Below are 26,029 nucleotides of genomic sequence, written 5' to 3'. Positions count from 1 at the left end.
GACTCTACCCGATCACCCGCCCGGACCAAAAACCGGGCCTCAGTGCGTCGCGAGGTAGTGCAGCGCCTGCGCCACCACGTCGATGCCGAGGCTGTACTTGAGCGACAGCCACACCACCACCGACACGAACGCGAGCCCGACCACGCCCAGCACGAATCGCACGCCCAGCGACTGGCTGGTCACCCAGCGCGTCCAGGAGTTGACGTGCCGGCGGGTGAACGCGAGCAGCCGTCGGGCCCAGTGGAACTCGACCGCCCAGACGCCGAGGCCGGCGATGACCAGCAGCCAGCCGGGCCCGGGCAGCGGGATCAGCGCGATACCGACGGTGACGACGATGGCGCCGAGGATGCCGATGAAGATCTTCAGGGCGACGCGGCCGGTGGGGTTGGCGCGGATGAGGTCGAGCGTGGTGTGCAGGCGTCCGCGCCAGCCCCGTCGTCGCCGGCGCTGCTCCATGAGAGCGCCTTGCGACCGCCCTTCCACCGGCACCTCGTACCCCCGACTTTCGGCTGCTCGGGCCGCACCTTTCGGCGATTCGGCCGTGGTCCGCGACGTCACCGAGGATGCCCTCGTGACCATTTCCACCCCCAGTGTCGCCCGGGACCGTCACCCCTGCTGACGACTGGACGTTACCGGAGTAAGTCGACGACTGAACCACCCGTTGCCGGGCGGGACGACGGAGTGGGCGGAACCCGAAATTCTACGCGGGGCCTAGCGGTCCCGGGGGCTTTCGGAACCCCTTCCCACCACTGAGTGAAGTCAGCGTATGGCGGAGCGTAGCCAGGAGCAGCACCTGAGTATGGGAAAAGCGGGACACGCGCGTTCCGCACGCGGTGCCGGGGGGAGAACGTCCATGAGTGTCATCCGACCGACGACCGTAGAGGTCGAGACGTCGCTAAGGCTCGTCGCGCCTGACGCCACCGCCTTGCCGGTGCGTGCCAGTCTGCGTTACGACCCTGCTGACCCGTATGCGGTCCATGTCCTGTTCCATGCCGAGTCCGCCGGCGGCGAGGCGGTGAGCTGGTCGTTCGCTCGCGAACTGCTGGTCACCGGGCTCGACGAGCCGGCCGGCATCGGTGATGTGCGGGTCTGGCCGTGGGCCACCCCGCGCGGCGACTTCGTCGCGCTGGCGCTGTCGTCGCCGGACGGCAACGCCCTGTTCGAGGTTCCGCGCAGCGTGCTGGTGCGCTTCCTGCGCCGAACCTACGTCGTCGTCCCGCGCGGCCGCGAGGCCGAGCACCTGGACGTCGACACCGCGGTGAACCGGCTGCTGGCCGGTCGCTGACACGGCGACACCCGGGGCCGCGCGGATCTGCCGAGTCCGCGCGGCCCCGGGTCGTCTCCGACCGGGGTACGCCTCAGCCGCGCGTGGTGATCCCGCCGTCGACCGGGATGACCGCTCCGGTCAGGTACGCGCCGGCGCGCGACGCCAGGTAGATCGCCGTGCCGGCCATGTCCTCGGGGCGGCCGATCCGGCCCAGCGGCACCTGCTTCTCGATGGCCGCGCGCGACTCGGGGTCGTCCAGCGCGAAGGCCATCATCTTGCTCTCGAACGGTCCCGGCGCGATCGCGTTGACGGTGATCTGCTCGCCGGCGAGCTGGTGGGCGAGGCCGCGGGTGAGCATGTGCACGGCTGCCTTGGTGGCCGAGTAGGCGTACACCTCCATCCACGGCACCCGGATGCCGTCGATCGACCCGATGTTGATGACGCGGGCCGGGTCGTCGGCGCCGGCCGCGGCGCGCAGTTGCGGCAGCAGCGCGGTGGTGAGCCGGAAGACGGCCTTGACGTTCACCGCCCAGAGCTTGTCGAAGGCGCTCTCCGGGTACTCCTCCAGTGGCGCGCCCCAGGTGGCGCCCGCGTTGTTGACCAGCACGTGCAGCCGGTCGTGGCGCTCCCGCACGGCCTCGGCGAGCGCCAGCGCGCCCGCGTCGCTGCCCAGGTCGGCCGGGATCGCCTCGCAGTGGCCCTCGGCGGACAGTTCCTTGGCCACCGACTCGCACACGTGGGCCTTGCGCGAGGAGATGATCACCCGGGCGCCGGCCCGGACGAAGCCCTGCGCGATCATCAGCCCGATCCCGCGTGAGCCGCCGGTCACCAGGACCGTCTTGCCGTCGACCGAGAACAGATCCGTCATGTTCGTCCCATCGCCGTCTCCCGGCCGCGGGCCGGTCGGCCGGGGCCGCGTGGCCGGGTGCGGAGCGCACGCCGGCCCGGGTCTTACCGATCGGTAACCTAACCGTCCGGCTCGGGTGCCGACAAGTGCGGCCCGAGCGGGTGAAACCGTCGAGATGCAACGTGCGCGCGGGCCGGTTACCGTCGGGATGATGGTCACTACCGGTCAGCCCTCCCCGGCCACCCGCACCGGTCTGCCGGAGTTGCGCCCCGGCACCGACGAGATCGTCACCGGTGTGCTCGGCGACCTCGCCGCCGAGCCCGGCTGGCCCCGTCCGGTCCTGCTCGACCGCGATCTGCTGGTCCTGGTCACCCACGGTCACGGCACCGCCGAGCTGGACTTCCGGCCGGTCCCCTGCCGTCCGGGCACGCTGCTGCGCGCGCGTCCCGGCCAGGCGCTGCGGTTCGTCGGCGCCCAGCTCGACGCGACTGTGGTGAGCTGGCGGCCGGACGCGCTGCGCGGACTCGACGTCGACCCGGACGCGGTGCCCGCCCACCGACAGCTCGCCGGTGAGGACGAGGACGCGGTGATCAGCGAGGTGAGCCAGCTCGCCGTGGACGCCGATCGGCACGCGCTGGTGCCGGCCGCCGCGGCGCTGCTGCGCCATCAGCTCGCCGTCCTGCTGCTGCGACTGAGCCTGCTGCCGCATCCGGGTGACGGCGCGACGCCACGGGCCGAGACGGAGACGTTCCGGCGGCTGTGCCGCGAGGTGGAACGCGGCTACCGGCACACCCGCCGGGTGGAGGACTACGCGGCCCAGATCGGCTGTTCGGTGCGTACCCTGACCCGGGCCTGCCTGGCGGTGACCGGCCACAGCGCCAAGCAGGTGATCGACGAGCGGGTGGCGTTGCAGGCGTGCCGGCTGCTCGCCGCCACCGACGAGTCGATCGCCGCGATCGGCCGGGAGCTGGGTTTCCCCGAGCCGACGAACTTCGGCCGCTTCTTCACCCGCGAGGTCGGGGTGAGCCCGGGGACGTTCCGGGCCGAGCGCGAACGCCCGCTGGCCGTCCGCCTGGTGCGGCCCCGGCCGCCCGCCGACTCCCCCGCACCCGGCGGCCAGGCATGATGGCACCGTGCAGATCTCCGCGCGCGGTGACTACGCGGTCCGGGCGGCCCTGAGCCTGGCCACCGCGTACCCCACCCTGCTGTCCACCCAGGCCATCGCGGCGGAGCAGGACATGCCGCGCAAGTTCCTCGAGGCCGTCCTGGCCGACCTGCGCCGGGCCGGGGTCGTCCGGGCCCAGCGCGGTGCCGAGGGCGGGTACACGCTGGCCCGGCCGCCGCGGGAGATCACCATCGGGCACGTGTTGCGCGCCGTCGACGGTCCGCTCGCGGGGGTACGCGGGCTGCGCCCCGAGGAGACCCGGTACGAGGGGGCGGCGGAGAACCTGCCCCGGCTCTGGGTGGCGGTGCGCGCCTCGGTGCGCCGGGTGGTCGACGAGGTGAGCCTGGACGAGTTGGTCAGCGGTCGGCTGCCGGCTCACGTGCGGAAGCTGACCGCTCAGCCGGACGCGTGGGAGCCGCGCTGATCTCAGCGCGGCGGCGGGGTCACCACGCCTCGGGCCGGTCGCCGAGCGTGGTGGTGTAGCCGCCCCGGTGGTGCAGCAGCGGGTCGCCGTCCTCGCCCGCGCCGAGCGCGAGCGGCTCGCCGAGCAGGATGGTGTGGTCGCCCGCCTCGATCCGGCGCACGACCCGGCACAGCAGCACGGCGAGCGCGTCGCCGATCAGCGGCACGCCGAACGGCCCGATGGTCCAGCCCGGGTGGGCGGTGAACCGGTCGATGCCGCTGGTGGCGAAGATCTGCGCGATCTCCTGCTGGCCGGAGGCGAGCAGGTGCACCGCGACGTGTTCGGCCTGCTCGGCGGTGGGCCAGCTCGACGACTCGCGGCTCAGGCAGACCGAGACCAGCGGCGGGTCGAGCGACACCGACGTGAACGAGGTGGCGGTGAAGCCGGCCGGCGGCAGGTCCGGTCGCATCCGGTTGCCGCGCAGGCCCGGGGTGGTGACGACGGTGACCGTGGACGCCTGGCGGCGCAGCAGGCCGCGGAACGAGTCGACGTCGACGGGCCGCAGCTCGACGTTGGCGGCGCCGGGGCGGTCCACGGTGGTCACGACGCCACCAGCTGTCGGCGCGACGGAGCGGGCACGTGGTCCACGGAAGCCTCCAGTCCAGGGGTAGCAGCGGCGGCACGGTGTTCTCTTCCGATACCCCTGGATGACCGAAGCGATGCGGGGCGGCCAGCACTCATGCTGCCGACCACTCTCCGCACCGGTCAACGACCTTCCAAAGAGTGAGACTTTCGTCGCTGACTATGCCGCTAGCGGTCGCTACCAGCGTTTACAACTCCATAAGGCCTACCTGTTGGGTAGAGGTCAGCCTCACCGTCCAGTACGGACCGGGCATGGTTTCGCGAATCGTCGATCCGGGCATTCTCGATGCCGTAGAGGCAGGGAGACGAAGGAGGCACCCCCGATGGGCGTCCAGTTCCGCAAGCGCAAGAAGTACGGACCGCTGATCCTCCACTTCACTCAGAACGGCTTCTCGTCGTGGAGCATCAAGATCGGCCGCTGGTCCTGGAACTCGAACACCCGCGCCCACCGCGTGGACCTTCCGGGGCCGCTGTCCTGGAAGCAGGACAAGGCCTGACCTTCCAGGCGACGAGCGGGGTGCCGGCGATTCGCCGGCACCCCGCTCGTCTCTTGCGGACCGGGATCGCGGTTCCGGCCGCCACGGCGTCCCGGTGACCGGAGAATCGCCGCATGGCGGACCTGTCCCTGCGGCGGACACGACGGCGGGCCGCGGCGGCCTGCCTGCTCATGCTCGTCGGCTACTTCCTGGTGCCGGTCGAGGCCGATCCGAACGGCCTGCGGCTGGTCCTGCGCTCGGCCGGCACCCTCGTCCTGGTGGTCGTTGTCGCGTTCCTGGTCACCGGCCAGGTCCGCCGCCAGCTCGTCCGGGACCAGCCGACCGGCGGGAACGAGGACCGGGCGCTGACCCGGCTCGCGGTCGCGCTGATCGCCGGACTGCTGGTCTTCGCGCTCGGTGACTACGTGGTCGCGAACACCAGGCCCGGTGAGTTCGTCGGCCTGCGGACCCGTGTCGACGCGCTCTACTTCGCGCTCGCGACGCTCACCACGGTCGGCTACGGCGACGTGCACGCCCAGGGCCAGATCGCCCGGGTGGCGGTGTGCGCGCAGATGGTGTTCAGCATCGGGGTCGTCGCCACCGGGGCGTCGATAGTGGTCAAGCAGATGACCCAGCGGTCTTCTCGGCGCTGATCGACACGTCCCCCCCGAGCCGGCCGTGCTCCGGATCGCGGGTCACCGCGCCGGAGGCGAGCAGCGAGGTCAGCGCCCGGTTGACGTCGGCGGCCCGGTAGACGGTCGACGTGGTGGCGAAGCGGCGCAGCTCGGTGACCGTACGCGGGCCGGAGCGGGCCAGCTCGGCCAGCAGTTCCCGGCGCAGCGGGCCGGGATCGGGGTCGAGCGAGATGTCGAGCAGCCGTCCCTGCGGGTCGGCCGGGTCGCGGTAGCGCACACCGGCAAACTCGTCGACCGCCCAGAGCGCCTCCTTGACCGCCTCCAGCCCGTGGTCGGAGCCGGTGCCGTAGCCGAGCAGCCGCGCCGGAGCGTCCCCGTCCGGCACCAGCTCCACCTCGGTGACGAGCGGGAACCCGGCGCCGGTGAGCGCCGGGCGCAGCGACCGGCCGGGCGCGGTGACGAGCAGCAGTTCGGCCGGGCGCCCGGACGCGGCGGCGGCCAGCAGTGCCGGGTCCGGGTCGGCGCCGTCGGCCACGGTGAGCAGCGGCGCACCGGCCGCGCCCGCCGCCTTGAGCGCCACCGGCAGCCGGTCCGGGCCGCCGGGCACCAGGTGCACGGCGACGTCGGCGGGCAGCGCGGCCTCGGCGGCGCCGAGGCGGGCCGGCAGGTCGGTGCCGTCGTCGGCCACCACCAGCACGGTCAGCCGCCGTCCGCGCAGCCGGTCGGCGAACTCGGCCACCACCCGCAACGCCTCCTGGGCGCCGCCGGCGTCACCTCCGGCGTACGCGAGCGCGAGCGTGGCCCGCCGCGCCCGGTGCAGCGCGGCGGGGAGCCAGTGGTCGAGCCGGCGGACGAGCAGCTCGCGCAGGACGGCGTCGGTGGACATGGTGCCGTTTCTACCGCACAGCGCGGCGGGCCCGGCCGTGAACCCCGCTCAGACCGGGACGGAGATGCCCACGCCGCCGCGGGTCTGCCCGCCGTAGCGCTGCCGCTCGCGGTCGAGGTCGAGCCGCCCGATACGGGTACGCGCGGCGAGCGCGTCGTCGTCGAGCCGGTCGGCCGGGACGATCCAGACGATCTCGAACTCCAGCCCGTCCGGGTCGCGGCCGTAGAGGCTCTTTGTGGTGCCGTGGTCGGACGCGCCGACCAACGCTCCGGCGGCGGACAGCCGCTCGGCGGTCGCGCCCAGCTCGTCGAGCGTGTCCAGCTCCCAGGCCAGGTGGTAGAGGCCGACGGTGGCCCGGCCGGCCTGGGACGCCCCGGCCGCCGCGCCGATCTCGAACAGACCGAGGTCGTGGTCGTTCGTGGAGTCGGGCGCCTGGAGGAAGGCGGCGCCGCGGAAGCCCTCGGGCGTCATCGGCACCCGGCGGAAGCCCAGCACGTCGCGGTAGAAGGCGACGCTGCGCTCCAGGTCACTGACGTAGAGGACGGCGTGGTTGAGTCGGTGGATGCCCATGCCACCGACCGTACCCCGATTTGGTTGAGCGCTCAACTATCGGCGCTATGATGGGCGTCATGACCCGGTGGCTGGACCCCGACGAGCAGCGGACCTGGCGGGCCTTCCTGACCGCCTCCCGGGCGCTCATGGACGTGCTCGACCGCGAGCTGCAACACGACGCGGGCATGCCGCACGCGTACTACGAGATCCTGGTCCGCCTCTCCGAGGCCCCGGACCGGCGGCTGCGGATGAGCGAGCTGGCCGAGCTGACCGGCTCGTCGCGCAGCCGGCTCTCGCACGCCGCCGCCCGGCTGGAGGCGTCCGGATGGATCCGCCGGGAGGACTGCCCCACCGACCGCCGCGGCCAGGTCGCCGCGCTCACCGACGCGGGCTTCGCCACCCTGGCCGCCGCCGCACCCGGCCACGTCGAGGGGGTACGCCGGCACCTGTTCGACGCGCTCAGCCCGGCCCAGGTCGACCAGCTCCGCCGGATCAGCGAGACGCTCGCCGACCACCTGACGGATTCGGGACCAAACTGATCCACTCCGGGTCTTGTACATACCGTCGCCGGACGAGCACGATGGGGCGTGTCCTCCGGCTTCGCTGACCTGACCGTCCAGGCGCACCAACTGGTGTCCGAAGGCGACCTCGACAGCGCGCAACGGCTGCTCGCCGACGCGCTCAGCGACGCGGATCCCCGTCCCGGCAACGCCTCCCCCGAGCTGGCCGAGGCCGCCGGTCTCCAGGCCCGGGTGCTGGTCGCGCTCGGCGAGCCGCACTCCGCCCGTGGCTGGGCCGCGTTCGCGTACGCGGCGGCCACCCGCCTGTTCGGCCGCTCCGACGAGCGCACCGTCACCGCCGCCGCGACGCTCGCCGCGGTGCTGCACCGGGTCGGCAGCGACGCCCGGGCCGCCCGGCTCTACTCCGACGTCATCATCGAGCTGACCGCCCGCGACGGCCCGGAGTCGCAGCGGGTGCTCGCCGCGCACGCCGACCTGGCCACCGTGGAGTACGCGCGCGGCCAGTGCGAGGTGGCCCGCGACCGGTTGCAGGACGCCTGGGAGCTGCACCGGGAGGTCTACGGCGACGGCCACCCCAGCGGCATCAAGATGCTGGCGAAGCTCGGCGCGATGGAACGCGACTGCGGCCGGTACGCCGACTCCCACGAGCACCTGACGCTCGCCGAGGAGCTGTGCCGCCTGCACCTGGACTCCGACGACCCGCTCGCCGCCCAGGTGGCCGGGCTGGCCCGCGCCGCCGCCGACCCGGACCACGTCTGTCCGGCGCCCGCCCCGGCTCCCGAGCCGCCGCCCGCCCAGACCACGCCGGTGGTGCCCGCCGCCCGGGTGCCCCCACCGGCCGAAGGGCCGCACGACCTGCCGCCGTACTCGCCGCCCGCGCTCGACGACCCGGTCGAGACGCCGCTCTACCATCCGCCCGGCCGGGCCGCCGAGACCGCGCACGTGCCGACGCCGCGTACCGCGCCGGAGGCCGACGGGTTCGACGACTACCCGTGGCCGCCCTCGGCCGAGCAGCCGTGGCGCCCCGGTGCCGACCCGCTGCCGCCCACAGTGGTCGGGCTCGCCGACGACGAGCCGGACGGGGTACGGCGGGTGCCGCCGCCCCCGCCCGAGCCGCCGTCGCGCTACCTCCCGGTGCACGTGCCCCGGCCACCGGCGGTCGAGCGGCGCGCCCGGCCGTGGCTGCCGCTCGTGGTGCTCGGCGTGGCGGTGGCGCTGCTGCTCGGCACCATCGCGGTGATCGCCGGGGTGTCCCGGGTGGACGACGGCGGCGACACCCCGCCACCGGCCACCAGCGCGCCGTCGCCGACCTCCGCCGGTCCCGCGCCGACCACTCCCGCAGCCGCCGAACCGGGCACGCCGCCCGGGCGGTTCACGCTCACCGACCGGCGCGACAGCATCGTGCTGAGCTGGACGTACCCGGCCGGCGCGGAAGGGCCCGTGGTGGTCGCCGGGGGCCGGTCCGGGCAGCCGCAGGGCACGTTCGCGACGCTGCCCGCCGGGTCGGCCGACTACATCGCCTACGGGCTCGACCGCACCACCGACTACTGCTTCACCGTGGCGCTCGTCTGGTCCACCGACACGGTCGCCCGCACCGGCCCGGCCTGCACCAAACGCCGCCGCTGACCGCTCACTCCGCGTCCGGCTCGGCCAGCGCGGGCAGCCGTACCGTCGCGCGCAGCCCCGGCGCGGCGGCGCCGGGCGTCGCGTCGGCCAGCTCCACCGTGCCGCCGGCCCGGCGCACCAGCTCGCGCACGATGGCCAGGCCCAGGCCCGCGCCGCCCGCGTCGCGGGCCCGCGCGTCGTCCAGCCGGGTGAACCGGGCGAACACCCGCTCCCGGTCCGCCGCCGGGATGCCCGGCCCGTCGTCGGTCACCGTGATCAGGTGGTACGCACCGTCCGGCCCGCTCACTGCCAGTTCCACGGCGGTGGACGCGTGCCGCAGCGCGTTGTCCACCAGGTTCACCAGCACCCGGCGCAGCTCCCCCGCGTCCCCCTCGACCCAGCACGGCGCGTCCGGCGGCGTCAGCCGGACCGGCGGCGACGGGTAGCGGGCGGCCACACCGCGCAGCAGCTCCCCCAGCTCCACCGGGCCGAGCGGGGACGGACGGGCGTCCTGCTCGTCGAGGCGGGCCAGCAGCAGCAGGTCGTCCACCAGGCGGCTGAGCCGCTCGGTGTCGGCGAGCAGGTCGTCGGCGACCGCCGACCAGTCGGTGTCGTCGCCGAGCCGCCGGGCCACCTCCAGCTCGGTACGCATGTTCGTCAGCGGGCTGCGCAACTCGTGCGCGGCGTCGGCGACGAACGCCCGCTGCCGGTCCCGGGACACGGCCAGCCGGTCCAGCATGTCGTTGAGCGTGACCGCGAGCCGGTGGATCTCGTCCTGCCCGGCCGGTACGGGCAACCGCTCCGCCCCGGCCCGCCCGGTGATCTCGGCGGCGCCGCTGCGCAGCTGCTCGACCGGGCGCAACGTCGCCCCCACCACCCGCCAGGCCACCACGCCGAGCCCGGCCACCAGCAGCGGGAAACCGACGAGCAGCAGGTTGCGGACCACCTGGAGGCTGTGCCGCACGTCGGTGAGCGACTTGGCGACCAGCACCGTACGCGGCTCCTGCGCCGTTCCGGCCGGCACCGTGACCACCCGGACCGGGCCGGGCATGCCGACGCGCCGCCCGTCCACCACCAGCCGCTGCCGCTGCCCGGGGCGCAGCTCGTCCGGGCCGAGCATCGGCACGAGGCGGTCCGCGTCGATCGAGGCGGCCCGGATCCGGCCCTGCGCGTCGACCACCTGCACCCGCAGCTGCCCGCCGGCCACCGGCAGCGGGTCCGGCAGCGCGTCCTCGGCGGTCAGCAGCGCGACCGCGTCGGCGGTACGCAGCGCCTCCTCGTCGACTGAGCGCTGCAGCGTCCAGCCCAGCGCGCCGAGCAGCAGCGCGCCACCGAACACGAACCCGACCACCAGTCCCGCCACGCCGAGCGCGAGCAGCCGCGCCCGCAGGCCCAGTCGCGGCAGCGGGCCGCGTACCCACCGGCTCATGTGGTCAGCCGGTAACCGGCGCCGCGCACCGTCTCCAGCCGCTCCCGGCCGATCTTGCGGCGCAGGTAGCCGACGTAGACCTCCACCGCGTTCGGGGCGGTGTCGATCGAGGCGTCCCAGACGTGGTCCAGCAGCTCGGTCTTGGAGACCACCTCACCGGGGCGGCGCATCAGGTAGTCCAGCAGCGCGTACTCGCGGCTGGTCAGCACCACCTCGGTGTCGGCCCGGGTGACCCGGCGGCGGGCCGGGTCCAGGCGCAGGTCGCCGACGGTGAGCACGGTCGGCCGCCGGGGCGCGCCGCGGCGCAGCAGCGCCCGCAGCCGGGCCACCAGCACCACGTACGAGAAGGGCTTGGTCAGGTAGTCGTCGGCGCCGCAGTCCAGTCCGTCGGCCTGGTCGTACTCGCCGTCCTTGGCCGACAGCATCAGCACCGGCAGCCAGCGCTGCTCGGCGCGCAGCCGGCGGACCACCTCGTACCCGGACAGGCCGGGCAGCATCACGTCGAGGATCATCGCGTCGTACTCGCCGTGCCGGGCCGCGTCGAGCCCGTCCGGGCCCGTGGCCGCCACGTCGACCACGAAGCCCTCCGCCGACAGGCCCCGGCGAAGCGCCGCCGCGAGCCGCGTCTCGTCCTCCACCACCAGCAACCGCACCGGTCCAGGGTGCCACCATGGGGTCACCCGTAGGGGATCTCCTCAGCGTGGTCACAGCCACGATCGCGCAGCATGGTGCGCAGGAGGTGCACACTATGTCAGTGATGAAGAACCGCGCCGTGCTGCGCTGGCTGGTCCCGGTGACCGCGGGGGTCGCCGTGATCGGCGGTGGCGCCGCCGTCGGCACGTTCGCCGCCGGCGCCGACCCGGCCCTGCCGCCGCGCAGCGCCGCCCAGCTCCTGGAAGACCTGCGCACGTCCCGCCTGGACGGGCTCTCCGGCACCGTGGTGCAGCGCGCCGACCTCGGCCTGCCGCCGATCGCCGCGCTCGCCGGCCGGGCCACCGGCAACGACCTGGCCGGCCTGGTCTCCGGTACGCACACGCTGCGCGTCTGGTACGGCGGCGAGGACCGGCAGCGCCTGGCCCTGGTCGACACGCTCGGCGAACAGGACATCCTGCGCAACGGGCGCGACGTCTGGACCTGGAACAGCCGGGAGAACACCGCCACGCACCGGGTGCTGCCGGCCGACGCACCGGACCGGGCCACTGTGCCGGCCACCCCGGCCGACGCCGCGGACCGGGCGCTGGAGGCGATCGACCCGACCACGGCCGTCACCGTCGGCCGCACCGCGACGGTCGCCGGGCGGGACGCGTACGAGCTGGTGCTCACCCCGCGCGACAAGGCGTCACTGGTCCACCAGGTGCGGATCGCGCTGGACGCGAAGGAGCATGTGCCGCTGCGCCTGCAGGTGCTCGCCGACGGCCAGGACGAGCCGGCCTTCCAGGTGGCGTTCACCCAGGTCGACTTCCGCACGCCGGAGGCCGACCAGTTCCGGTTCAACCCGCCGCCCGGCGTGAAGGTCACCGAGGCGACCGAGGGCGAGCGGCCCGGACCGGCCGGTAAGCGGTTCGAGAAGTTCGAGAAGAAGGACGCCGAAAAGCCTGACGTGCGTACGGTCGGTACCGGCTGGACCACGGTGGTGGTCGCCAAGATCGGCGATGCGGCGACCGGCGGCGGCGCGAAGCCCGGCGCGGACGCGCCGGATGCCCAGATGCTGGCCGGCGTGCTCGGTGACCTGCCGAAGGTCAGCGGCGACTGGGGCAGCGGCCGGCTGCTCAGCGGCAAGCTGTTCAGCGTGCTGCTGACCGACGACGGCCGGGTGATCGCCGGCCTGGTCACGCCGGAGCGGCTCTACGAGGCGGCCAAGGGCTGAGAACTGCCGTGCCCGGGGCTCGGTCGGCTGACGCCGGCCGGGCCCCGAGTCGTGTCCGGGCTTGGTCGGGTGGCGGCCGACGCGCTATCTTTCTCAGTTCAGGCACAAAAAAGGAATGGCTTCTGAATGCCATTCCTGCGGCAATTCTAGTCAATGAGGAGCCGGATTGTCAACGCACTCCGACGTGTCGGCTGACCTGCGCCCGGACGACGAGATCGGCCGGGAACAGGAATACGTCTCGATGCTGTACGACCGGCTGGACGGCATGCGGGAACAGGCCGCCCGGCGGCTCGACGAGGAGTTGCGCCACACCGGCGGCACACAGCAGGCCCGGTCGCAGCGCGACTCGACGGTGGCGATGTACGCCGACCAGGTCGAGCAGTTCTCCGCGGTGGAGAGCGGCCTGTGCTTCGGCCGCCTCGACGGCGACGACGGCGCCGTCCGCTACATCGGCCGGATCGGGATCTTCGACACCTCCGGCGACTACGACCCGCTGCTGATGGACTGGCGCGCCCCCGCGGCCCGCCCGTTCTACCTGGCCACCGCCGCCAGCCCGCAGGGCGTACGCCGCCGTCGCCACCTGCGTACCCGGGACCGCAAGGTGACCGGGCTCAACGACGAGGTGCTGGACATCACCGCCGCCTCCCCCACCGCGCACGAGGAGCTGACCGGCGAGGCGTCGCTGCTCGCCGCGCTCAACGCCGGGCGCACCGGCCGGATGCGCGACATCGTCGAGACCATCCAGGCCGAGCAGGACCGGATCATCCGCGCCGACCTGCCCGGCGTGATGGTGGTGCAGGGCGGGCCCGGCACCGGCAAGACGGCGGTGGCGCTGCACCGGGCCGCGTATCTGCTCTACACCCACCGCCAGCAGCTCTCCACCCGCGGCGTGCTGCTGGTCGGCCCGAACGCCACGTTCCTGCGGTACATCTCCCAGGTGCTGCCCACGCTGGCCGAGACCGGCGTGCTGCTGCGTACCCAGGCCGACCTGTTCCCCGGCGTGCACGCCCGGCGCACCGAGCCGGCCACCACCGCCGCGCTCAAGGGCCGCGCGGTGCTGGCCGACGTGCTCGCCGCGGCGGTACGCGACCGGCAGTGGGTGCCGGACGAGCCGGTCACCATCGAGCTGCCGCAGCGGGAGGTGCTGACGCTCGACCCGCAGACCGTGCGGCAGGCCCGCGACCGGGTACGCCGCACCGGCCGCCCGCACAACCTGGCCCGCGCCCTGTTCGACGTGGAGATCGTGCACGCGCTCGCCGACCAGGTCGCCGAGCGGATCGGCGCCGACCCGCTGGGCGGGGAGAACCTGCTCTCCGAGGCCGACCGCGCGGAGATCCGCCGCGAGCTGCGCGAGGAACCGGAGATCCGGGCCACGCTGGACGAGCTGTGGCCGGTGCTCACCCCGCAACGCCTGCTCGCCGACCTGTACGCCTCGCCGGAACGGATCGCCACCGCCGCGCCGATGCTCACCGACGCCGAGCGGGCCGCGCTGCACCGCGAGCCGGGCGGCTGGACGCCCGCCGACGTACCGCTGCTCGACGAGGCCGCCGAACTGCTCGGCGAGGACGAGCGCGCCGCCGTGGCCCGCCGGGAGCGGATCCGGGCGCTGGAACGCGAGTACGCCGAGGGCGTGCTGGAGATCTGGCGCGGCTCCCGCTCCATCGACGTCGAGGACGAGGCCGACGGCGGTGAGATCCTCGGCGTCACCGACCTGATCGACGCCGACCGGCTCTCCGAGCGCCAGGAGGAGTCCGACCGGCTCACCACCGCCCAGCGCGCCGCCGCCGACCGCACCTGGGCGTTCGGGCACGTGATCGTCGACGAGGCGCAGGAGCTGTCTCCCATGGCGTGGCGGCTGCTGATGCGCCGCTGCCCGAGCCGGTCCATGACGATCGTCGGCGACGTGGCACAGACCGGCGCGCTCGCGGGCACGCCGTCGTGGGGCGAGGCCCTGGCGCCGTACGTGGCGGACCGGTGGCGGCTGGAGGAGCTGACGGTCAGCTACCGCACCCCGGCCGAGATCATGGCGGTCGCCGCCGACGTGCTCGCCGAGATCGACCCGGCGCTGCGGCCACCCCGCTCGGTACGCGCCACCGGCGTACCGCCGTGGGACCGGACCGTACCGGCGGACCGGCTCGGGACGGAGCTGGTCGAGGCGACGGCCCGGGAGGCCGCGTCGCTCGGCGACGGGCGGCTCGGCGTGCTGGTGCCGACCGGCCGGGTGGCCGAACTGGGCGGCGCGGTGGTGGCGGCGCTGCCGGAGGCGGCGGTGGGCGAGCAGCCGGAGCTGGCGAACCGGATCGTGGTGCTGACCACCGAGCAGGCCAAGGGCCTGGAGTTCGACTCGGTGCTGGTGGTCGACCCGGCCCGGATCGTGTCCGAGTCCCCGAGGGGCCACAGCGACCTCTACGTGGCCCTGACAAGAGCCACCCAGCGCCTGGGCATCCTCCGCACCCCCTAACCCCCGCCCTGCCGCGTTGATCATGAAGTTGACGGCGATGTCGATCTCCTCAGCTGCCGTCAACTTCATGATCGACCGGCCCGGGCACGTGCCGCCCGACGTTCCGCAGGCCCCCCCGTGCTCCTCGCGCCCCGCCCCTGCTCCGCGATCATGAGATTGCGGCCCCGGAAGGATCGACAAAGCGGACATCTTTCGGGCCTCGAGTGCAAGATCGGCGCTCCTGCGCCAACTCGGGGAAGTTGCTATGTCACGCCCGCCGTGACCACACCACCTCCCCGAGGTGGCGGGACGCCGTCAGCGCGAGCCGGGAGGAAGCCCCACCGCCGGGTAGGACGGTGGAGGTCGGGCTGACAAGCCACTTCGCCGACGTGGCGACGCGGGCGCCATATCGGGGAAACGGCTACCTCACGCCCACCCTGACCACACCACTTCCCCGAGGTGGCGGCGGCAGCGTCCGCACGAAGCGGACAAACGGGGCCGGGGAGGGGATGGGGAGCGAGCGCAGACAGAGTGGCGGGGGCGGCCGGAGGCCGCTCCCGCCACTCGTTCGTGTCGGTCAGCCCGGGTTGGGGCGGTTGTTGGTGAAGTTGCCCACCTGGGCGCCCGTGGCCGAGTTGTCACTTGTCGAGCCGCCGGCCGGGGTGCTCAGGCCACCAGTGCTCGCGTCACCGGTCGTCGTCGGCGCGACCTTGCCCGGGTGCTTCTCCGGCTGGCGGGCCACCCGGCGCACACTCGCCGGGCCGGCCGTACCGCCGGTCGTGGTCACCGCACCCTGACCCCGGGTCGGTCCGCCGTCGCGCAGCACCGTCGGGTCGACCGGCACGTCCGCCGGGTCGTCCGGGTCGAGTTCCTGCCGCATCCGCTCGACGTCGGTCTGCGGCACCGTGACCTCGTCCAGCGCGCCCTCGCCGTACACGCCTCCGGCGACCCGCTGTTCGGCCCGCCGGGCGGCGTCCTGCCGCATGTCGTCCTCACGCACGTCAACCACCTCGCAGCTCTCTCGGGGTATGGGTGTTGCGTGCCCGAGGGTGGGTGGCTGAAACCGGAGCCGGCACCCGAGCAGCCCGATGCGTACCCGGATGTCCGTCTCGGCAAGATGACGCCGACCGGCGGTTACCTTGTCTCCGGGCCCGGGTAGACCCAGGGTGCCCCCGCCACCGAGCGCGAACCGCGCCGTGGCCGACCTGCGGTAGCGGGGCGAGGGTGTGCAGGTTAACGACTCATCAAATCCTGAGGAGGACCAGATGAGCACGCAGGCTGCATCCACCAGGCCGATGAACCGGCCGATGTCCGACGTCCAGAACCGGTCGAGCATGCAGGACACGTCGACCCGGCAGATGCCGTCGATGCACGACGGTCACCGGGAGCAGATGCCGTCTCCGGGTACGGAGACGAAGCAGGCGTTCCTGACCACCGAGTTCTGGGTCTACGCCGCAGCGGTCGCGGTCGTCGTGATCGCCGCGTTCTGGCGAGGCGCCGCCACCGACGGCCTGAACATCAACAACCCGAACCAGGCCTGGTGGTACCTGACCGCGCTGACCGGCGCGTACCTGGTCAGTCGTGGCCTGTCGAAGGCGGGCAGCGCGCGCCGCTCCGGCAAGGAGCGCCGCGGACGCTGACCGCACGCCGCGCGAACGGCGACGCCCCCGGGGATCCGTCCCGGGGGCGTCGCCGCATGTGCTCACTCCTCGCCGAAGTCCCCGACGTCGTCGCCGCCTTCGAACGCGTCCTCGATCATCTCACCGGCGATCATGCCGCCGGCGACACCGAGCGCGGCGCCCGCGACCACGCCGCCCATGCCCGGGCCGCGCCGCCCGTGGCCGGCGTAGCCGTGGTGACCCGGGTAGCCGTGGCCGCCGCCGTGCGGCATGCCGAAGCCCTGGGCCCGCAGGCTGCCGTAGCGGCCGGTGGTGTCCCGCAGCCAGCCGTCGACGACCTGCACCCAGTCGGTGCGGGCGGCGTCGCTGTGCGGGATCGAGTACCGCCCGATGGCGTCGTGCCCGGCGCTGAGGAAGCCGCCGCGCTTGTCGCACTCCAGGATCACCTCGACGCCCTGCTGGCTCGTCACGAACGTCAGCTCGACCTCGGTGACAGTCTGCGCGTACTGCGGCGCGGCGAAGAACTCGATCTCCTGATAGAACGGCAGCGTCTGCGGCACGCCGTAGATGTGGCCCCGCTCCAGGTCGGCGTGCTTGAACCGGAAGCCGAGCGCCTGGAACGCCTCCAGGATCCGCTCGTGGATCGGCAGCGGGTGCACCGACACCTGGTCCAGGTCCGACTTGTCGACCGCGCGGGCCACCGCCAGCTCGGTCCGCAGGCCCATGGTCATGCCGTGCAGGCGCTGGCCGTACACGTCGGTGATCGGGGTCTCCCACGGCACCGGCATCTGGAACGGGATGGAGAGCTGCTGCTTCGGTGCCAGCTCGAAGGCGCCGCTGACCGGCATCCGGTGGAACTCCATCACGCCCGCGAACTCGTGGTCGCCGCTCTCGATCTCGACCCGGGTCACCAGACCGACGGCGATCTGCTCGATGCGGGCCGGGGCGTCGCCGCCGACCAGGTTCACGTGCCCGTCCAGGGCCAGGCCCGGCCGGGTGTTCGGGTTGGCGAGCACCGTGTCGACGCTCGGACCGCCCACGCCGAACGCACTCAACATCTTCTTGAAGACCATCGGTCACTCCCGTGCAACTGCGCTCCGACATGGACCGTCGGGCACTTCGTCAGGGCACCCTAGACGGCGGGGCTGAGAAGTGCCTGTGAGGCACGCCGTGGCCTCAGTCCGCCCGGACCACCACCAGCTCGCCGACCTGCTCACCGAGCTGCCGGCGGGCCTCCGGCGGCAGGCCGACGTCGGTGATCAGGACGTCGGCCTCCTCCAGCGGCGCGATGGTGGCGATGCCGATGGTCTCCCACTTGGTGTGGTCGGCCAGCACCACCAGCCGCCGGGCGGACCCGATCAGCCGCCGGTTCACCGCCGCCTCCAGCAGGTTGGGCGTGGTGAAGCCGGTACGCGGGCTCATCCCGTGCACGCCGAGGAACAGCAGGTCGACGTTGAGCGCGGCGATGGCCGCCTCGGCGACCGGGCCGGTCAGCGCGTCCGACGGGGTACGGATGCCGCCGGTCAGCACCACTGTCTGGTCGGCGCGGGGGTTCTGGTAGAGCGCGTCGGCGACCGGGATCGAGTTGGTGACCACAGTCAGCCCGCGTACCTCGGCCAGCCGGGCGGCCAGCGCGGCGGTGGTGGTGCCGGCGGACAGCGCCACCGCCATTCCCGGCTCGACCAGCCCGGCGGCCCGCTCCACGATGGCGCGCTTCTCGGCCTGCTGGCGGACCGACTTGGCGGCGAAGCCGGGTTCCTCGGTGGAGCCGGGTCCGGCGAGCGTCGCGCCGCCGTGCACCTTGTCGATCAAACCGCGGTCGGCCAGCACCTCCAGGTCGCGGCGGATCGTCATGTCGGACACACCGAAGCGGCTGACCAGGTGACTGACCCGGACGCCGCCGCGCTGGCGGATCAACTCCAGGATGGCGCTCTGCCGTTGCTGGGCGAGCATGGGAACCTCCTCGGCGCGAACGGCCACGTACCGGTCAGGCGGTCGCGGGCACCGGCGCGGGCTGCTCGCGGACCACCGCCACCTCACCCGCCGGCACCTCCAGGGTGCCGTCGCACCTGACGCCACCGAGCAGCTCGACTCCGCTGACCGCCAGCCGGGCCGGCTCCGCGGTGTGGTTGACCACGAACAGCCAGCTCCGGTCCGCCGAGCGCCGCCGGACCACCTCCACACCGGGCGGCGCGCTCACCGGCGGACGAACACCGGTCTCGTCGAGCAGGCGGGCCACCAACCGGTCGGTGGCGTCGTCGTCGAGCCGGGTGCCGACGTACCAGGCGGCACCCGCGCCGACCGCGTTGCGGGTCAGCGCCGGCACGCCGGGCAGGGGCCCGTCGGTGTACGCGGCCAGCACCTCCGCGCCCTCCGCGTGCAACCACTCGGTCCACACGTCGGCGCGGGCGCCGTCGTCGAGGCGTACCGTCTCGTCTTCCCGCAGCGGGAAGAACTCCTCGACGCGTACGCCGAGCAGGTCGCGGAACCCGCCGGGGTAGCCGCCGAGCCGGATGTGGTCGTGCTCGTCGACGATGCCGCTGAAGTAGGTGACCACGGCGGTGCCGCCGCCCTCCACGAACCGGCGCAGCGCGGCGGCGTGGGCGTCGCGGACGAGGTAGAGCGTCGGCGCCAGGACCAGCCGGTAGCGGGACAGGTCGGCCGACGGGTGCACCACGTCGGTGGTGATCCCGGCCCGCCAGAGCGCGGCGTGCAGCGCGGACAGCCGGTCGGTGTACGTGACGTCGACGCTCGGGTGGGAGTCGAGTTCGGCGCCCCACCACGCCTCGTAGTCGAACAGGATCGCCACGTCGGCGTCGACGCGGCTGCCGCGTACCTCCGCGAGCGCGCGCAGGTCGGCGCCGAGCCGGCAGACCTCGCGGAACACCTTGGTGTCCGGCCCGGCGTGCGGCACCAGCGCGGAGTGGAACTTCTCCGCGCCGGCCCGGGAGGCCCGCCACTGGAAGAACAGCACGCCGTCGGCGCCGCGCGCGACGTGGGCGAGGCTGTTGCGGCGCATCTGGCCGGGCGTCTTGGCCACGTTGCGGGGCTGCCAGTTGACAGCGCTGGTGGAGTGCTCCATCAGCAGCCACGGCGCGCCACCGGCGACGCCCCGGGTGTGGTCGGCCGCGAGGGCCAGGTTGACCTGCGGCTGCGGGTCGGCGGCGGTGAGGTAGTGGTCGTTGGCGACCACGTCCACGTCGGAGGCCCAGGAGTGGTAGTCCAGGTACTTGATGCCGGTGCCGATCATGAAGTTCGTGGTGACCGGCTGTGGGACGAGCCGGTTCAACAGCTCCCGCTCGGCGCGCAGCTGGGCGCGCTGCTCGTCGGAGGAGAACCGCAGGAAGTCCAGTTGCTGGGTCGGGTTGGCGAACGTCGGCGCGGTACGCGGCGGGTTGATCTCGGCCCAGTCGTGGTAGCGCTGGCTCCAGAAGGCGGTGCCCCAGGCCGCGTTGAGCGAGTCCAGGTCGCCGTAGCGCTCGCGCAGCCAGCCGCGGAACGCCTCGGCGCTGACGTCGCAGTAGCAGTGCACGTTGTGGCAGCCGAGTTCGTTGGAGACGTGCCAGAGCACCACGGCGGGGTGCCGCGCGTATCGCCGGGCGACTGCTTCGACCAGGGCGAGCGAGTGGCCACGGAACACCGGCGAGCTGGGGCAGTACGCCTGCCGGCCGCCGGGCCAGAGCACTGTGCCGTCGGCCCGGCGCGGGAGCGTCTCCGGGTGCCGGTGCGCCAGCCACGGTGGTGGGCTTGCGGTGGCGGTGGCCAGGTCGACGCCGATGCCGCCGTCGTGCAGCAGGTCGATCGCGCGGTCCAGCCAGTCGAAGACGTACCGGCCGGGGGCGGGCTCCAGCAGGGCCCAGGAGAAGATCCCGACCGAGACCAGGTTGACCCCCGCGCGTCGCATGAGGTCGACGTCCTCGGCCCACGTCTGCTCGGGCCACTGCTCCGGGTTGTAGTCCGCGCCGTACCAGATGCCTTCGCCCCGCCAGTTCCGCATGACAGCAGAGGTTGCCCCCGAACAGCACCCAAGTCAACACTTTCCAACATCGACTGAAGTTCCAACGTTTACCGCGTCTTTGCGCCGCTTGACCGCCGACAGCGTCGCCTTTTTGCCCTCTTGACAGCGCCGCGCCAAGGGGTAGCTTCAAGCGCCACCGGCTGTTTGTGTTCGGACGTGTGGATTCTCGGTGGATCTGTCGCGACCGACACGAACACCGCTCACCACCAACGATCACGGTCCATGAGCGCAGCGCACCTCTTCCACGCAGGAGGCACCATGTCCCGTCCCCGCTCGCAAGCCGAATACCTCGCTCGGCTCGTACCCCCGTCCGTCGCCTGCCTGAACCGGCGTTCGCTGCTCGCCGGCGCGGCCGGCGCGGGGGCGCTGCTCGGCACCGGTCTGCTCGCCGGCTGCGGCGACTCCGACTCCGGGTCCGGCGGCGACGCCACGAGCGTCTCCCTCGGCTCGAACCAGTCCGACCCGAAGCCCAAGGACGTCGTCGCGAAGGTGATGGACGGCTTCAAGACGTCCTCCGGCGTGACCGTCGACATCAACACGGTCGACCACAACACGTTCCAGGAGAACATCAACAACTATCTCCAGGGCAAGCCGGACGACGTGTTCACCTGGTTCGCCGGCTACCGGATGCGGTTCTTCGCCGCCAAGGGCCTGGCCGGGGACCTCAGCGACGTGTGGGGCAAGCTCGACGGCTACTCCGACGCGTTCAAGAAGGCGTCCACCGGCGACGACGGCAAGCAGTACTTCGTGCCCGCGTCGTACTACCCGTGGGCGGTCTTCTACCGCAAGTCGGTGTGGCAGCAGCGCGGCTACGAGGTGCCGAAGACGCTCGACGACCTGAACACGCTCGGCGCGCAGATGAAGAAGGACGGCCTGGTCCCGATCGCGTTCGCCGACAAGGACGGCTGGCCGGCGATGGGCACGTTCGACATCCTCAACCTGCGGATCAACGGCTACCAGTTCCACATCGACCTGATGGCCGGCAAGGAGGCGTGGACGTCCGACAAGGTGAAGAAGGTCTTCGACACCTGGGCCGGGCTGCTCCCCCTGCACCAGCCGGACTCGCTCGGCCGCACCTGGCAGGAGGCGGCCCAGTCGCTGCAGCAGAAGAAGAGCGGCATGTACCTGCTCGGCCTGTTCGTCGGCCAGCAGTTCAGCGGCGCCGACCTGGAGGACCTGGACTTCTTCACGTTCCCCGAGATCGACTCCACGATCGGCGCGAAGGCGCTGGACGCCCCGATCGACGGCTACATGATGGCCCGCAAGCCGAAGTCCAAGGACGCGGCGCAGAAGCTGCTGACGTACCTGGGTTCGAAGGAGGCGGCGGACATCACCGTCAAGAACGACCCGAGCACACTGGTCGCGAACAGCGGCGCGGACACCGGCGCCTACACCGCCCTCCAGAAGAAGGCCGCCGAACTGGTCGGCTCCGCCACCGAGATCGCCCAGTTCCTCGACCGGGACACCCGGCCGGACTTCGCCTCCACCGTGATCATCCCGGCGCTGCAGCAGTTCATCAAGGATCCGAAGGACATCAGCGGGCTGCTCACCAGCATCGAGAACCAGAAGAAGTCGATCTTCACCAGCTGACGGCGGAAGGGGGAAGGACATCATGTCCGACCTGCCCCTGATCCAAGCGGATCGCGCCGTGCCGCCGGCGACCACGACCACCACCGGTGGTGGTCGCGGTCGCCGGCTACGGCTCCTGTCCCGCACCGACCGCGTGGTGATCACGCTGATGGTGCTGGTACCCCTGCTGCTCGTCACCGGGCTGGTCTGGTTGCCCGCGGTGGCGACGGTGCTGCTCTCCGGCACGAACTGGGACGGCATCGGCCCGATCAGCGAGATCGAATGGGTCGGGGTCAAGAACTACGACGACGTGGTGAACATCTACCCGCCGTTCGTCCCCGCCGTGCAGAACAACCTGCTCTGGCTGGCCGCGCTGTTCGTGGTGGCCACCCCGTTCGGCATGTTCCTCGCCGTGCTGCTGGACAAGGAGCTGCGCGGCAGCCGCTTCTACCAGACCGCGCTCTACCTGCCGGTGGTGCTGTCGCTCGCGCTCATCGGCTTCGTCTGGCAGCTCATCTACAGCCGCGACCAGGGTCTGCTCAACGGCGTGTTCGGCGGCGACACCGACTGGTACGGCGACCCGGACGTCAACACCTGGGCCGTGCTCGTGGCGGCCGGCTGGCGGCACGTCGGCTACATCATGCTGCTCTACCTGGCCGGCCTCAAGGGCGTCGACCCCTCGCTGCGGGAGGCCGCCGCGGTGGACGGCTCCTCGGAGACCAGCACGTTCTTCCGGGTCGTCTTCCCGGTGATGCGCCCCATCAACATCATCGTGCTGGTGGTGACAGTGATCGAGTCGCTGCGCGCGTTCGACCTGGTCTGGGTGATCAACAAGGGCCGCAACGGGCTGGAGCTGATCTCCGCGCTGGTCACCCAGAACGTGGTCGGCGAGGCCAGCCGGATCGGCTTCGGCTCCGCGCTGGCGACGATCATGCTGGCCGTCTCGCTGGTCTTCATCACCATCTACCTCTGGACCGTGATGCGGGAGGACAAGCGATGACCGCCGTCTCCGCCGGCCGCCGCCGCCCCGTGCGGCCCGCCCGGGTCGTCCTGCACCTGTTCCTGGGTACGGTCGCCGTGGGCTGGCTGTTCCCCATCCTCTGGGCGGTGCTCACCTCGTTCCGCTCCTACGAGTACACAGCCGTGAACGGCTACGTGTCGCTCGGCGGCTGGACCGTCGACAACTACGTCACCGCCTGGCGTACCGCCGAGTTCGGCAAGCACTTCCTCAACTCGGCGTACATCACGATCCCGGCGGTCCTGCTCACGCTGTTCCTCGCCTCGTGCGTGGCGTTCGTGATCGCCCGGTTCAGCTGGAAGCTCAACATCGCGCTGCTCGGCCTGTTCACCGCGGCGAACCTGCTGCCCCAGCAGGCGCTGCTCATCCCGCTGTTCCGGATGTTCACCGAGATCCCGCTCCCTGCCTGGATGAGCGACTCGGAGCTGCTGTACGACAGCTACTGGGGGCTGATCCTGGTCAACGTGGCGTTCCAGTGCGGCTTCTGCGTGTTCGTGCTCAGCAACTACATGAAGGCGCTGCCGCACGAGCTGTACGAGGCCGCGATGGTCGACGGGGCGAACGTGTGGCGGCAGTACTGGCAGGTGACGATGCCGCTGTGCCGCCCCGCGCTCGCCGCGCTCGCGACGCTGGAGGTCACCTGGATCTACAACGAGTTCTTCTGGGCCACAGTGCTCATGCGGACCGGCGACAAGTTCCCCGTCACCAGTTCGCTGAACAACCTGCGCGGCGAGTTCTTCACCGACAACAACCTGGTCTCGGCCGGTTCGGTGCTGGTCGCGATCCCCACCCTGGTGATCTTCTTCCTGCTCCAGAAGCAGTTCGTCCGGGGCCTGACGCTGGGAGCCTCCAAGGGATGACGATCGTCCACCTGCGCCGCGCGCGGACCAGCCTGGTGCTCGACGCGCGTGGCCCGGGGCTGCCCCGGGTCGTGCACTGGGGTGCCGACCTCGGCCCGCTGCCCGACGGGGATCTCCCCGCGCTCGCCGACGCCACGGTGCCACCGGTGGTGCCGAGCAGCTTCGACGCGCCCACCGTGCTGTCGCTGCTGCCCGAGGCGAGCGCCGGGTGGAGCGGGCGGCCCGGTCTCACCGGTCACCGCGACGGCCGGGACTGGTCGACGGCGTTCCGCCTCACCGGCCTCGACGTGCACGACGAGTCCGTGGCACCGCCGCCGCCCGACCTGTTAGGAGGGGACCCTTCACATGCACCAGGCGTTAACAAGGGGCCCTTCCTTACATCCGGGCGGGTGGTGGTGCGGGCGGCGGACCCGGGCGCGAGGTTGAGCCTCACCGTCGAGATCACGCTGGACGCGGCGGGGGTGCTGACGCTGCGGCACCGGCTGCGCAACGACGGCGACGGCCGGTACGAGGTGCGGGAGCTGACGCCGGTGCTGCCGGTGCCGGCGGTCGCCACCGAGCTGCTCGACCTGACCGGCCGGTGGTGCCGGGAGCGCGCGCCGCAGCGGCATCCGTGGCCGATGGGCGCGTGGGTACGCGAGGGGCGGCACGGCCGCACCGGCCACGACGCCACGTTGTTGCTGGTCGCGGGCACGGCCGGGTTCGGTTTCCGGCACGGCGAGGTGTGGGCGGTGCACACCGCGTGGAGCGGCGACCACGTCACCGCCGCCGAGCGCCGCCCGACCGGTGAGTCCACGCTCGGCGGCGGTGAGCTGCTCGCGCCGGGCGAGATCGTGCTCGGGCCGGGCGAGGAGTACGCCACTCCCCTGCTGTACGCGGCGCACTCGGCCGACGGGCTGGACGGGCTCAGCGACGCGCTGCACACGCACCTGCGGGCCCGCCCGTCGCACCCGCGCACGCCGCGGCCGGTGACGTTGAACGTGTGGGAGGCGGTCTACTTCGGCCACGAGCTGGACCGGCTGCGGGCGCTCGCCGACGCGGCCGCCGAGGTCGGTGTGGAACGCTTCGTGCTGGACGACGGCTGGTTCCGGGGCCGGCGGCACGACCAGGCCGGGCTCGGCGACTGGTGGGTCGACGGCGAGGTCTGGCCGGACGGCTTGCAGCCGCTGATCGACCACGTACGCGGGCACGGCATGCAGTTCGGGCTCTGGGTGGAACCGGAGATGGTCAACCCCGACTCCGACCTGTTCCGCGCCCACCCCGAGTGGGTGCTCCAGGCGCCGGGCCGGCTGCCGCCGCCGTGGCGGCACCAGCAGGCGCTCGACCTGGTCAACCCGGACGCGTACGCCTACCTGCTCGAACGGCTCGACGCGGTGCTGGGCGAGCACGACGGGATCGCGTACCTGAAGTGGGATCACAACCGCGACCTGACCGAGGCCGGGCACGCCGGACGGCCCGGGGTGCACGCGCAGACCCTTGCCGTCTACCGGCTGCTTGACGAACTGCGCGCCCGGCACCCGGGCGTCGAGATCGAGAGCTGCTCCTCCGGCGGCGCGCGCGTCGACCTGGAGATCCTGCGCCGTACCGACCGGGTCTGGGCCAGCGACTGCAACGACGCGCTGGAGCGGCTGTCCATCCAGCGCTGGACCGGCCTGCTGCTGCCGCCGGAACTGGTCGGCACGCACATCGGCCCGGAGCGCTCGCACACCACGCACCGCGTGCACGACCTGAGCTTCCGCGCGGTCACCGCGCTGTTCGGCCACCACGGCATCGAGTGGGACATCACCGCGATCGACGCCGCCGAGCGGGCCGAACTCGCCGCCTGGGTGGCGCTGCACAAGCGGCTGCGCCCGCTGCTGCACACCGGCCGGGTGGTCCGGGTAGACCATCCGGACCCGGCCGTGCAGGCCCACGGCGTGGTCGCCCACGACCGCGCCCACGCGGTGTACGCGGTCAGCCGCGTGGCGACCTCGGCGGCGCAGGTGCCGGGGCCGGTACGGCTGCCCGGGCTGGACCCGGCGCGGCGCTACCTCGTGCGCCCGCCGGCCGGGGTGCCGGAGCCGGCGCTGCTGGAGCTGTCCCCGCCGGGCTGGCTGGCCTGGCCGGGCGACGGGATCACGGTGAGCGGCTCGGTGCTGGGCTCGGTCGGCCTGCAACTACCGGCCCTGCACCCCGAACAGGCCCTTCTGCTGGAGGTGGCCGCGGCTTGA

Annotated in this window: 25 protein-coding genes; 14 read left to right on the top strand and 11 right to left on the bottom strand. The window is 72.8% G+C overall.

The features are described from left to right. Positions 1–39: 39 nt before the first annotated feature. Complete coding sequence (locus tag KSK32_RS21305) at positions 40–579, bottom strand: TIGR02611 family protein (RefSeq protein ID WP_216932786.1); 540 nt, start codon at positions 577–579, stop codon at positions 40–42. 274 nt (positions 580–853) lie between these two features. On the opposite strand from KSK32_RS21305, the gene KSK32_RS21300 reads away from it, so the two are divergent. Continuing rightward, entirely contained in the window at positions 854–1,285 is a 432-nt protein-coding gene (locus KSK32_RS21300; protein WP_007457244.1) for an SsgA family sporulation/cell division regulator, read from the top strand. A 73-nt stretch (positions 1,286–1,358) separates the two neighbouring features. On the opposite strand, the gene KSK32_RS21295 is transcribed toward KSK32_RS21300, so the two are convergent. After that, positions 1,359–2,135 (bottom strand): RhlG family 3-oxoacyl-ACP reductase, encoded by a 777-nt coding sequence (locus KSK32_RS21295; protein WP_216932785.1) that lies wholly within the window; start codon positions 2,133–2,135, stop codon positions 1,359–1,361. Between the two features lie 187 nt (positions 2,136–2,322). On the opposite strand from KSK32_RS21295, the gene KSK32_RS21290 reads away from it, so the two are divergent. Then, a complete protein-coding gene (locus KSK32_RS21290) occupies positions 2,323–3,240 on the top strand; it encodes a helix-turn-helix transcriptional regulator (protein ID WP_216932784.1) in 918 nt (305 codons plus the stop codon). A 7-nt stretch (positions 3,241–3,247) separates the two neighbouring features. Continuing rightward, entirely contained in the window at positions 3,248–3,703 is a 456-nt protein-coding gene (locus KSK32_RS21285; RefSeq protein WP_013284925.1) for an Rrf2 family transcriptional regulator, read from the top strand. A 19-nt stretch (positions 3,704–3,722) separates the two neighbouring features. Here KSK32_RS21285 and KSK32_RS21280 read toward each other — a convergent pair whose 3' ends face one another. Then, positions 3,723–4,286: a flavin reductase family protein gene (locus KSK32_RS21280; protein ID WP_216932783.1), complete on the bottom strand. Its 564-nt coding sequence runs from the start codon at positions 4,284–4,286 to the stop codon at positions 3,723–3,725. A gap of 361 nt (positions 4,287–4,647) precedes the next feature. Here KSK32_RS21280 and KSK32_RS21275 point away from each other — a divergent pair, with 361 nt between their 5' ends. Both KSK32_RS21275 and KSK32_RS21270 read left to right on the top strand, forming a co-directional pair. Beyond that, positions 4,648–4,821 carry a DUF4236 domain-containing protein gene (locus KSK32_RS21275; RefSeq protein WP_064498970.1) on the top strand — a complete coding sequence of 58 codons (174 nt, stop codon included), beginning with the start codon at positions 4,648–4,650 and terminating at the stop codon, positions 4,819–4,821. 113 nt (positions 4,822–4,934) lie between these two features. Next, complete coding sequence (locus KSK32_RS21270) at positions 4,935–5,453, top strand: potassium channel family protein (protein WP_216932782.1); 519 nt, start codon at positions 4,935–4,937, stop codon at positions 5,451–5,453. On the opposite strand, the gene KSK32_RS21265 is transcribed toward KSK32_RS21270, so the two are convergent. Both KSK32_RS21265 and KSK32_RS21260 read right to left on the bottom strand, forming a co-directional pair. Continuing rightward, the gene (locus tag KSK32_RS21265) at positions 5,419–6,321 is read right to left on the bottom strand and encodes a hypothetical protein (RefSeq protein ID WP_216932781.1); all 903 of its coding nucleotides are present in this window, start codon (positions 6,319–6,321) and stop codon (positions 5,419–5,421) included. The two genes, KSK32_RS21270 and KSK32_RS21265, sit on opposite strands and share 35 nt — an antisense overlap. A gap of 48 nt (positions 6,322–6,369) precedes the next feature. Next, positions 6,370–6,891 carry a VOC family protein gene (locus KSK32_RS21260; RefSeq protein ID WP_216932780.1) on the bottom strand — a complete coding sequence of 174 codons (522 nt, stop codon included), beginning with the start codon at positions 6,889–6,891 and terminating at the stop codon, positions 6,370–6,372. Positions 6,892–6,941: 50 nt separating this feature from the next. Here KSK32_RS21260 and KSK32_RS21255 point away from each other — a divergent pair, with 50 nt between their 5' ends. Together KSK32_RS21255 and KSK32_RS21250 are read left to right on the top strand one after the other, a co-directional pair. Further along, positions 6,942–7,412, top strand: coding sequence for a MarR family winged helix-turn-helix transcriptional regulator (locus tag KSK32_RS21255; RefSeq protein WP_216936266.1), 471 nt, complete (start codon positions 6,942–6,944; stop codon positions 7,410–7,412). A 48-nt stretch (positions 7,413–7,460) separates the two neighbouring features. Further along, complete coding sequence (locus KSK32_RS21250; RefSeq protein ID WP_216932779.1) at positions 7,461–9,020, top strand: tetratricopeptide repeat protein; 1,560 nt, start codon at positions 7,461–7,463, stop codon at positions 9,018–9,020. A 4-nt stretch (positions 9,021–9,024) separates the two neighbouring features. Here KSK32_RS21250 and KSK32_RS21245 read toward each other — a convergent pair whose 3' ends face one another. Both KSK32_RS21245 and KSK32_RS21240 read right to left on the bottom strand, forming a co-directional pair. Continuing rightward, positions 9,025–10,428 carry a cell wall metabolism sensor histidine kinase WalK gene (locus KSK32_RS21245; RefSeq protein ID WP_216932778.1) on the bottom strand — a complete coding sequence of 468 codons (1,404 nt, stop codon included), beginning with the start codon at positions 10,426–10,428 and terminating at the stop codon, positions 9,025–9,027. After that, entirely contained in the window at positions 10,425–11,081 is a 657-nt protein-coding gene (locus KSK32_RS21240; RefSeq protein ID WP_216932777.1) for a response regulator transcription factor, read from the bottom strand. Before KSK32_RS21240 ends, KSK32_RS21245 begins: the two co-directional genes overlap by 4 nt. Positions 11,082–11,176: 95 nt before the next feature. Here KSK32_RS21240 and KSK32_RS21235 point away from each other — a divergent pair, with 95 nt between their 5' ends. Then, positions 11,177–12,295, top strand: coding sequence for a sigma-E factor regulatory protein RseB domain-containing protein (locus KSK32_RS21235; protein ID WP_216932776.1), 1,119 nt, complete (start codon positions 11,177–11,179; stop codon positions 12,293–12,295). A gap of 241 nt (positions 12,296–12,536) precedes the next feature. Then, complete coding sequence (locus KSK32_RS21230) at positions 12,537–14,756, top strand: AAA family ATPase (protein WP_254188352.1); 2,220 nt, start codon at positions 12,537–12,539, stop codon at positions 14,754–14,756. 556 nt (positions 14,757–15,312) lie between these two features. Here the strand turns inward: KSK32_RS21230 and KSK32_RS21225 are convergent. Next, entirely contained in the window at positions 15,313–15,735 is a 423-nt protein-coding gene (locus tag KSK32_RS21225; RefSeq protein ID WP_216932774.1) for a hypothetical protein, read from the bottom strand. A gap of 265 nt (positions 15,736–16,000) precedes the next feature. Between KSK32_RS21225 and KSK32_RS21220 the strand changes: the two genes are divergently transcribed. Next, positions 16,001–16,375 (top strand): hypothetical protein, encoded by a 375-nt coding sequence (locus KSK32_RS21220; RefSeq protein WP_036346738.1) that lies wholly within the window; start codon positions 16,001–16,003, stop codon positions 16,373–16,375. Between the two features lie 62 nt (positions 16,376–16,437). Here KSK32_RS21220 and KSK32_RS21215 read toward each other — a convergent pair whose 3' ends face one another. From KSK32_RS21215 to KSK32_RS21205, 3 genes are all read right to left on the bottom strand, one after another. Next, positions 16,438–17,427, bottom strand: coding sequence for a sporulation protein (locus KSK32_RS21215; protein WP_216932773.1), 990 nt, complete (start codon positions 17,425–17,427; stop codon positions 16,438–16,440). A 103-nt stretch (positions 17,428–17,530) separates the two neighbouring features. Further along, positions 17,531–18,307, bottom strand: a complete 777-nt coding sequence (locus KSK32_RS21210) for a DeoR/GlpR family DNA-binding transcription regulator (protein ID WP_216932772.1) — start codon at positions 18,305–18,307, stop codon at positions 17,531–17,533. 34 nt (positions 18,308–18,341) lie between these two features. Beyond that, a complete protein-coding gene (locus KSK32_RS21205; protein ID WP_216932771.1) occupies positions 18,342–20,351 on the bottom strand; it encodes a beta-galactosidase in 2,010 nt (669 codons plus the stop codon). A 279-nt stretch (positions 20,352–20,630) separates the two neighbouring features. Here KSK32_RS21205 and KSK32_RS21200 point away from each other — a divergent pair, with 279 nt between their 5' ends. The 4 genes from KSK32_RS21200 to KSK32_RS21185 are packed head-to-tail and all read left to right on the top strand — an operon-like array spanning position 20,631 to position 26,029. Next, positions 20,631–21,962: an ABC transporter substrate-binding protein gene (locus KSK32_RS21200; protein WP_216932770.1), complete on the top strand. Its 1,332-nt coding sequence runs from the start codon at positions 20,631–20,633 to the stop codon at positions 21,960–21,962. Positions 21,963–21,984: 22 nt separating this feature from the next. Then, a complete protein-coding gene (locus KSK32_RS21195; RefSeq protein WP_216932769.1) occupies positions 21,985–22,941 on the top strand; it encodes a carbohydrate ABC transporter permease in 957 nt (318 codons plus the stop codon). After that, positions 22,938–23,819: a carbohydrate ABC transporter permease gene (locus tag KSK32_RS21190; protein WP_216932768.1), complete on the top strand. Its 882-nt coding sequence runs from the start codon at positions 22,938–22,940 to the stop codon at positions 23,817–23,819. Before KSK32_RS21195 ends, KSK32_RS21190 begins: the two co-directional genes overlap by 4 nt. Beyond that, entirely contained in the window at positions 23,816–26,029 is a 2,214-nt protein-coding gene (locus KSK32_RS21185) for an alpha-galactosidase (RefSeq protein WP_216932767.1), read from the top strand. The genes KSK32_RS21190 and KSK32_RS21185 overlap by 4 nt, the downstream gene beginning before the upstream one ends.

Origin of the sequence: Micromonospora sp. WMMB482 (assembly GCF_019038635.1) — a bacterium.
GTDB classification, from domain to species: Bacteria; Actinomycetota; Actinomycetes; order Mycobacteriales; family Micromonosporaceae; genus Micromonospora; species Micromonospora marina.
The sequence above is the reverse complement of the archived record's forward strand: the minus strand, read 5'-3'. Positions and strand labels throughout refer to the sequence as shown.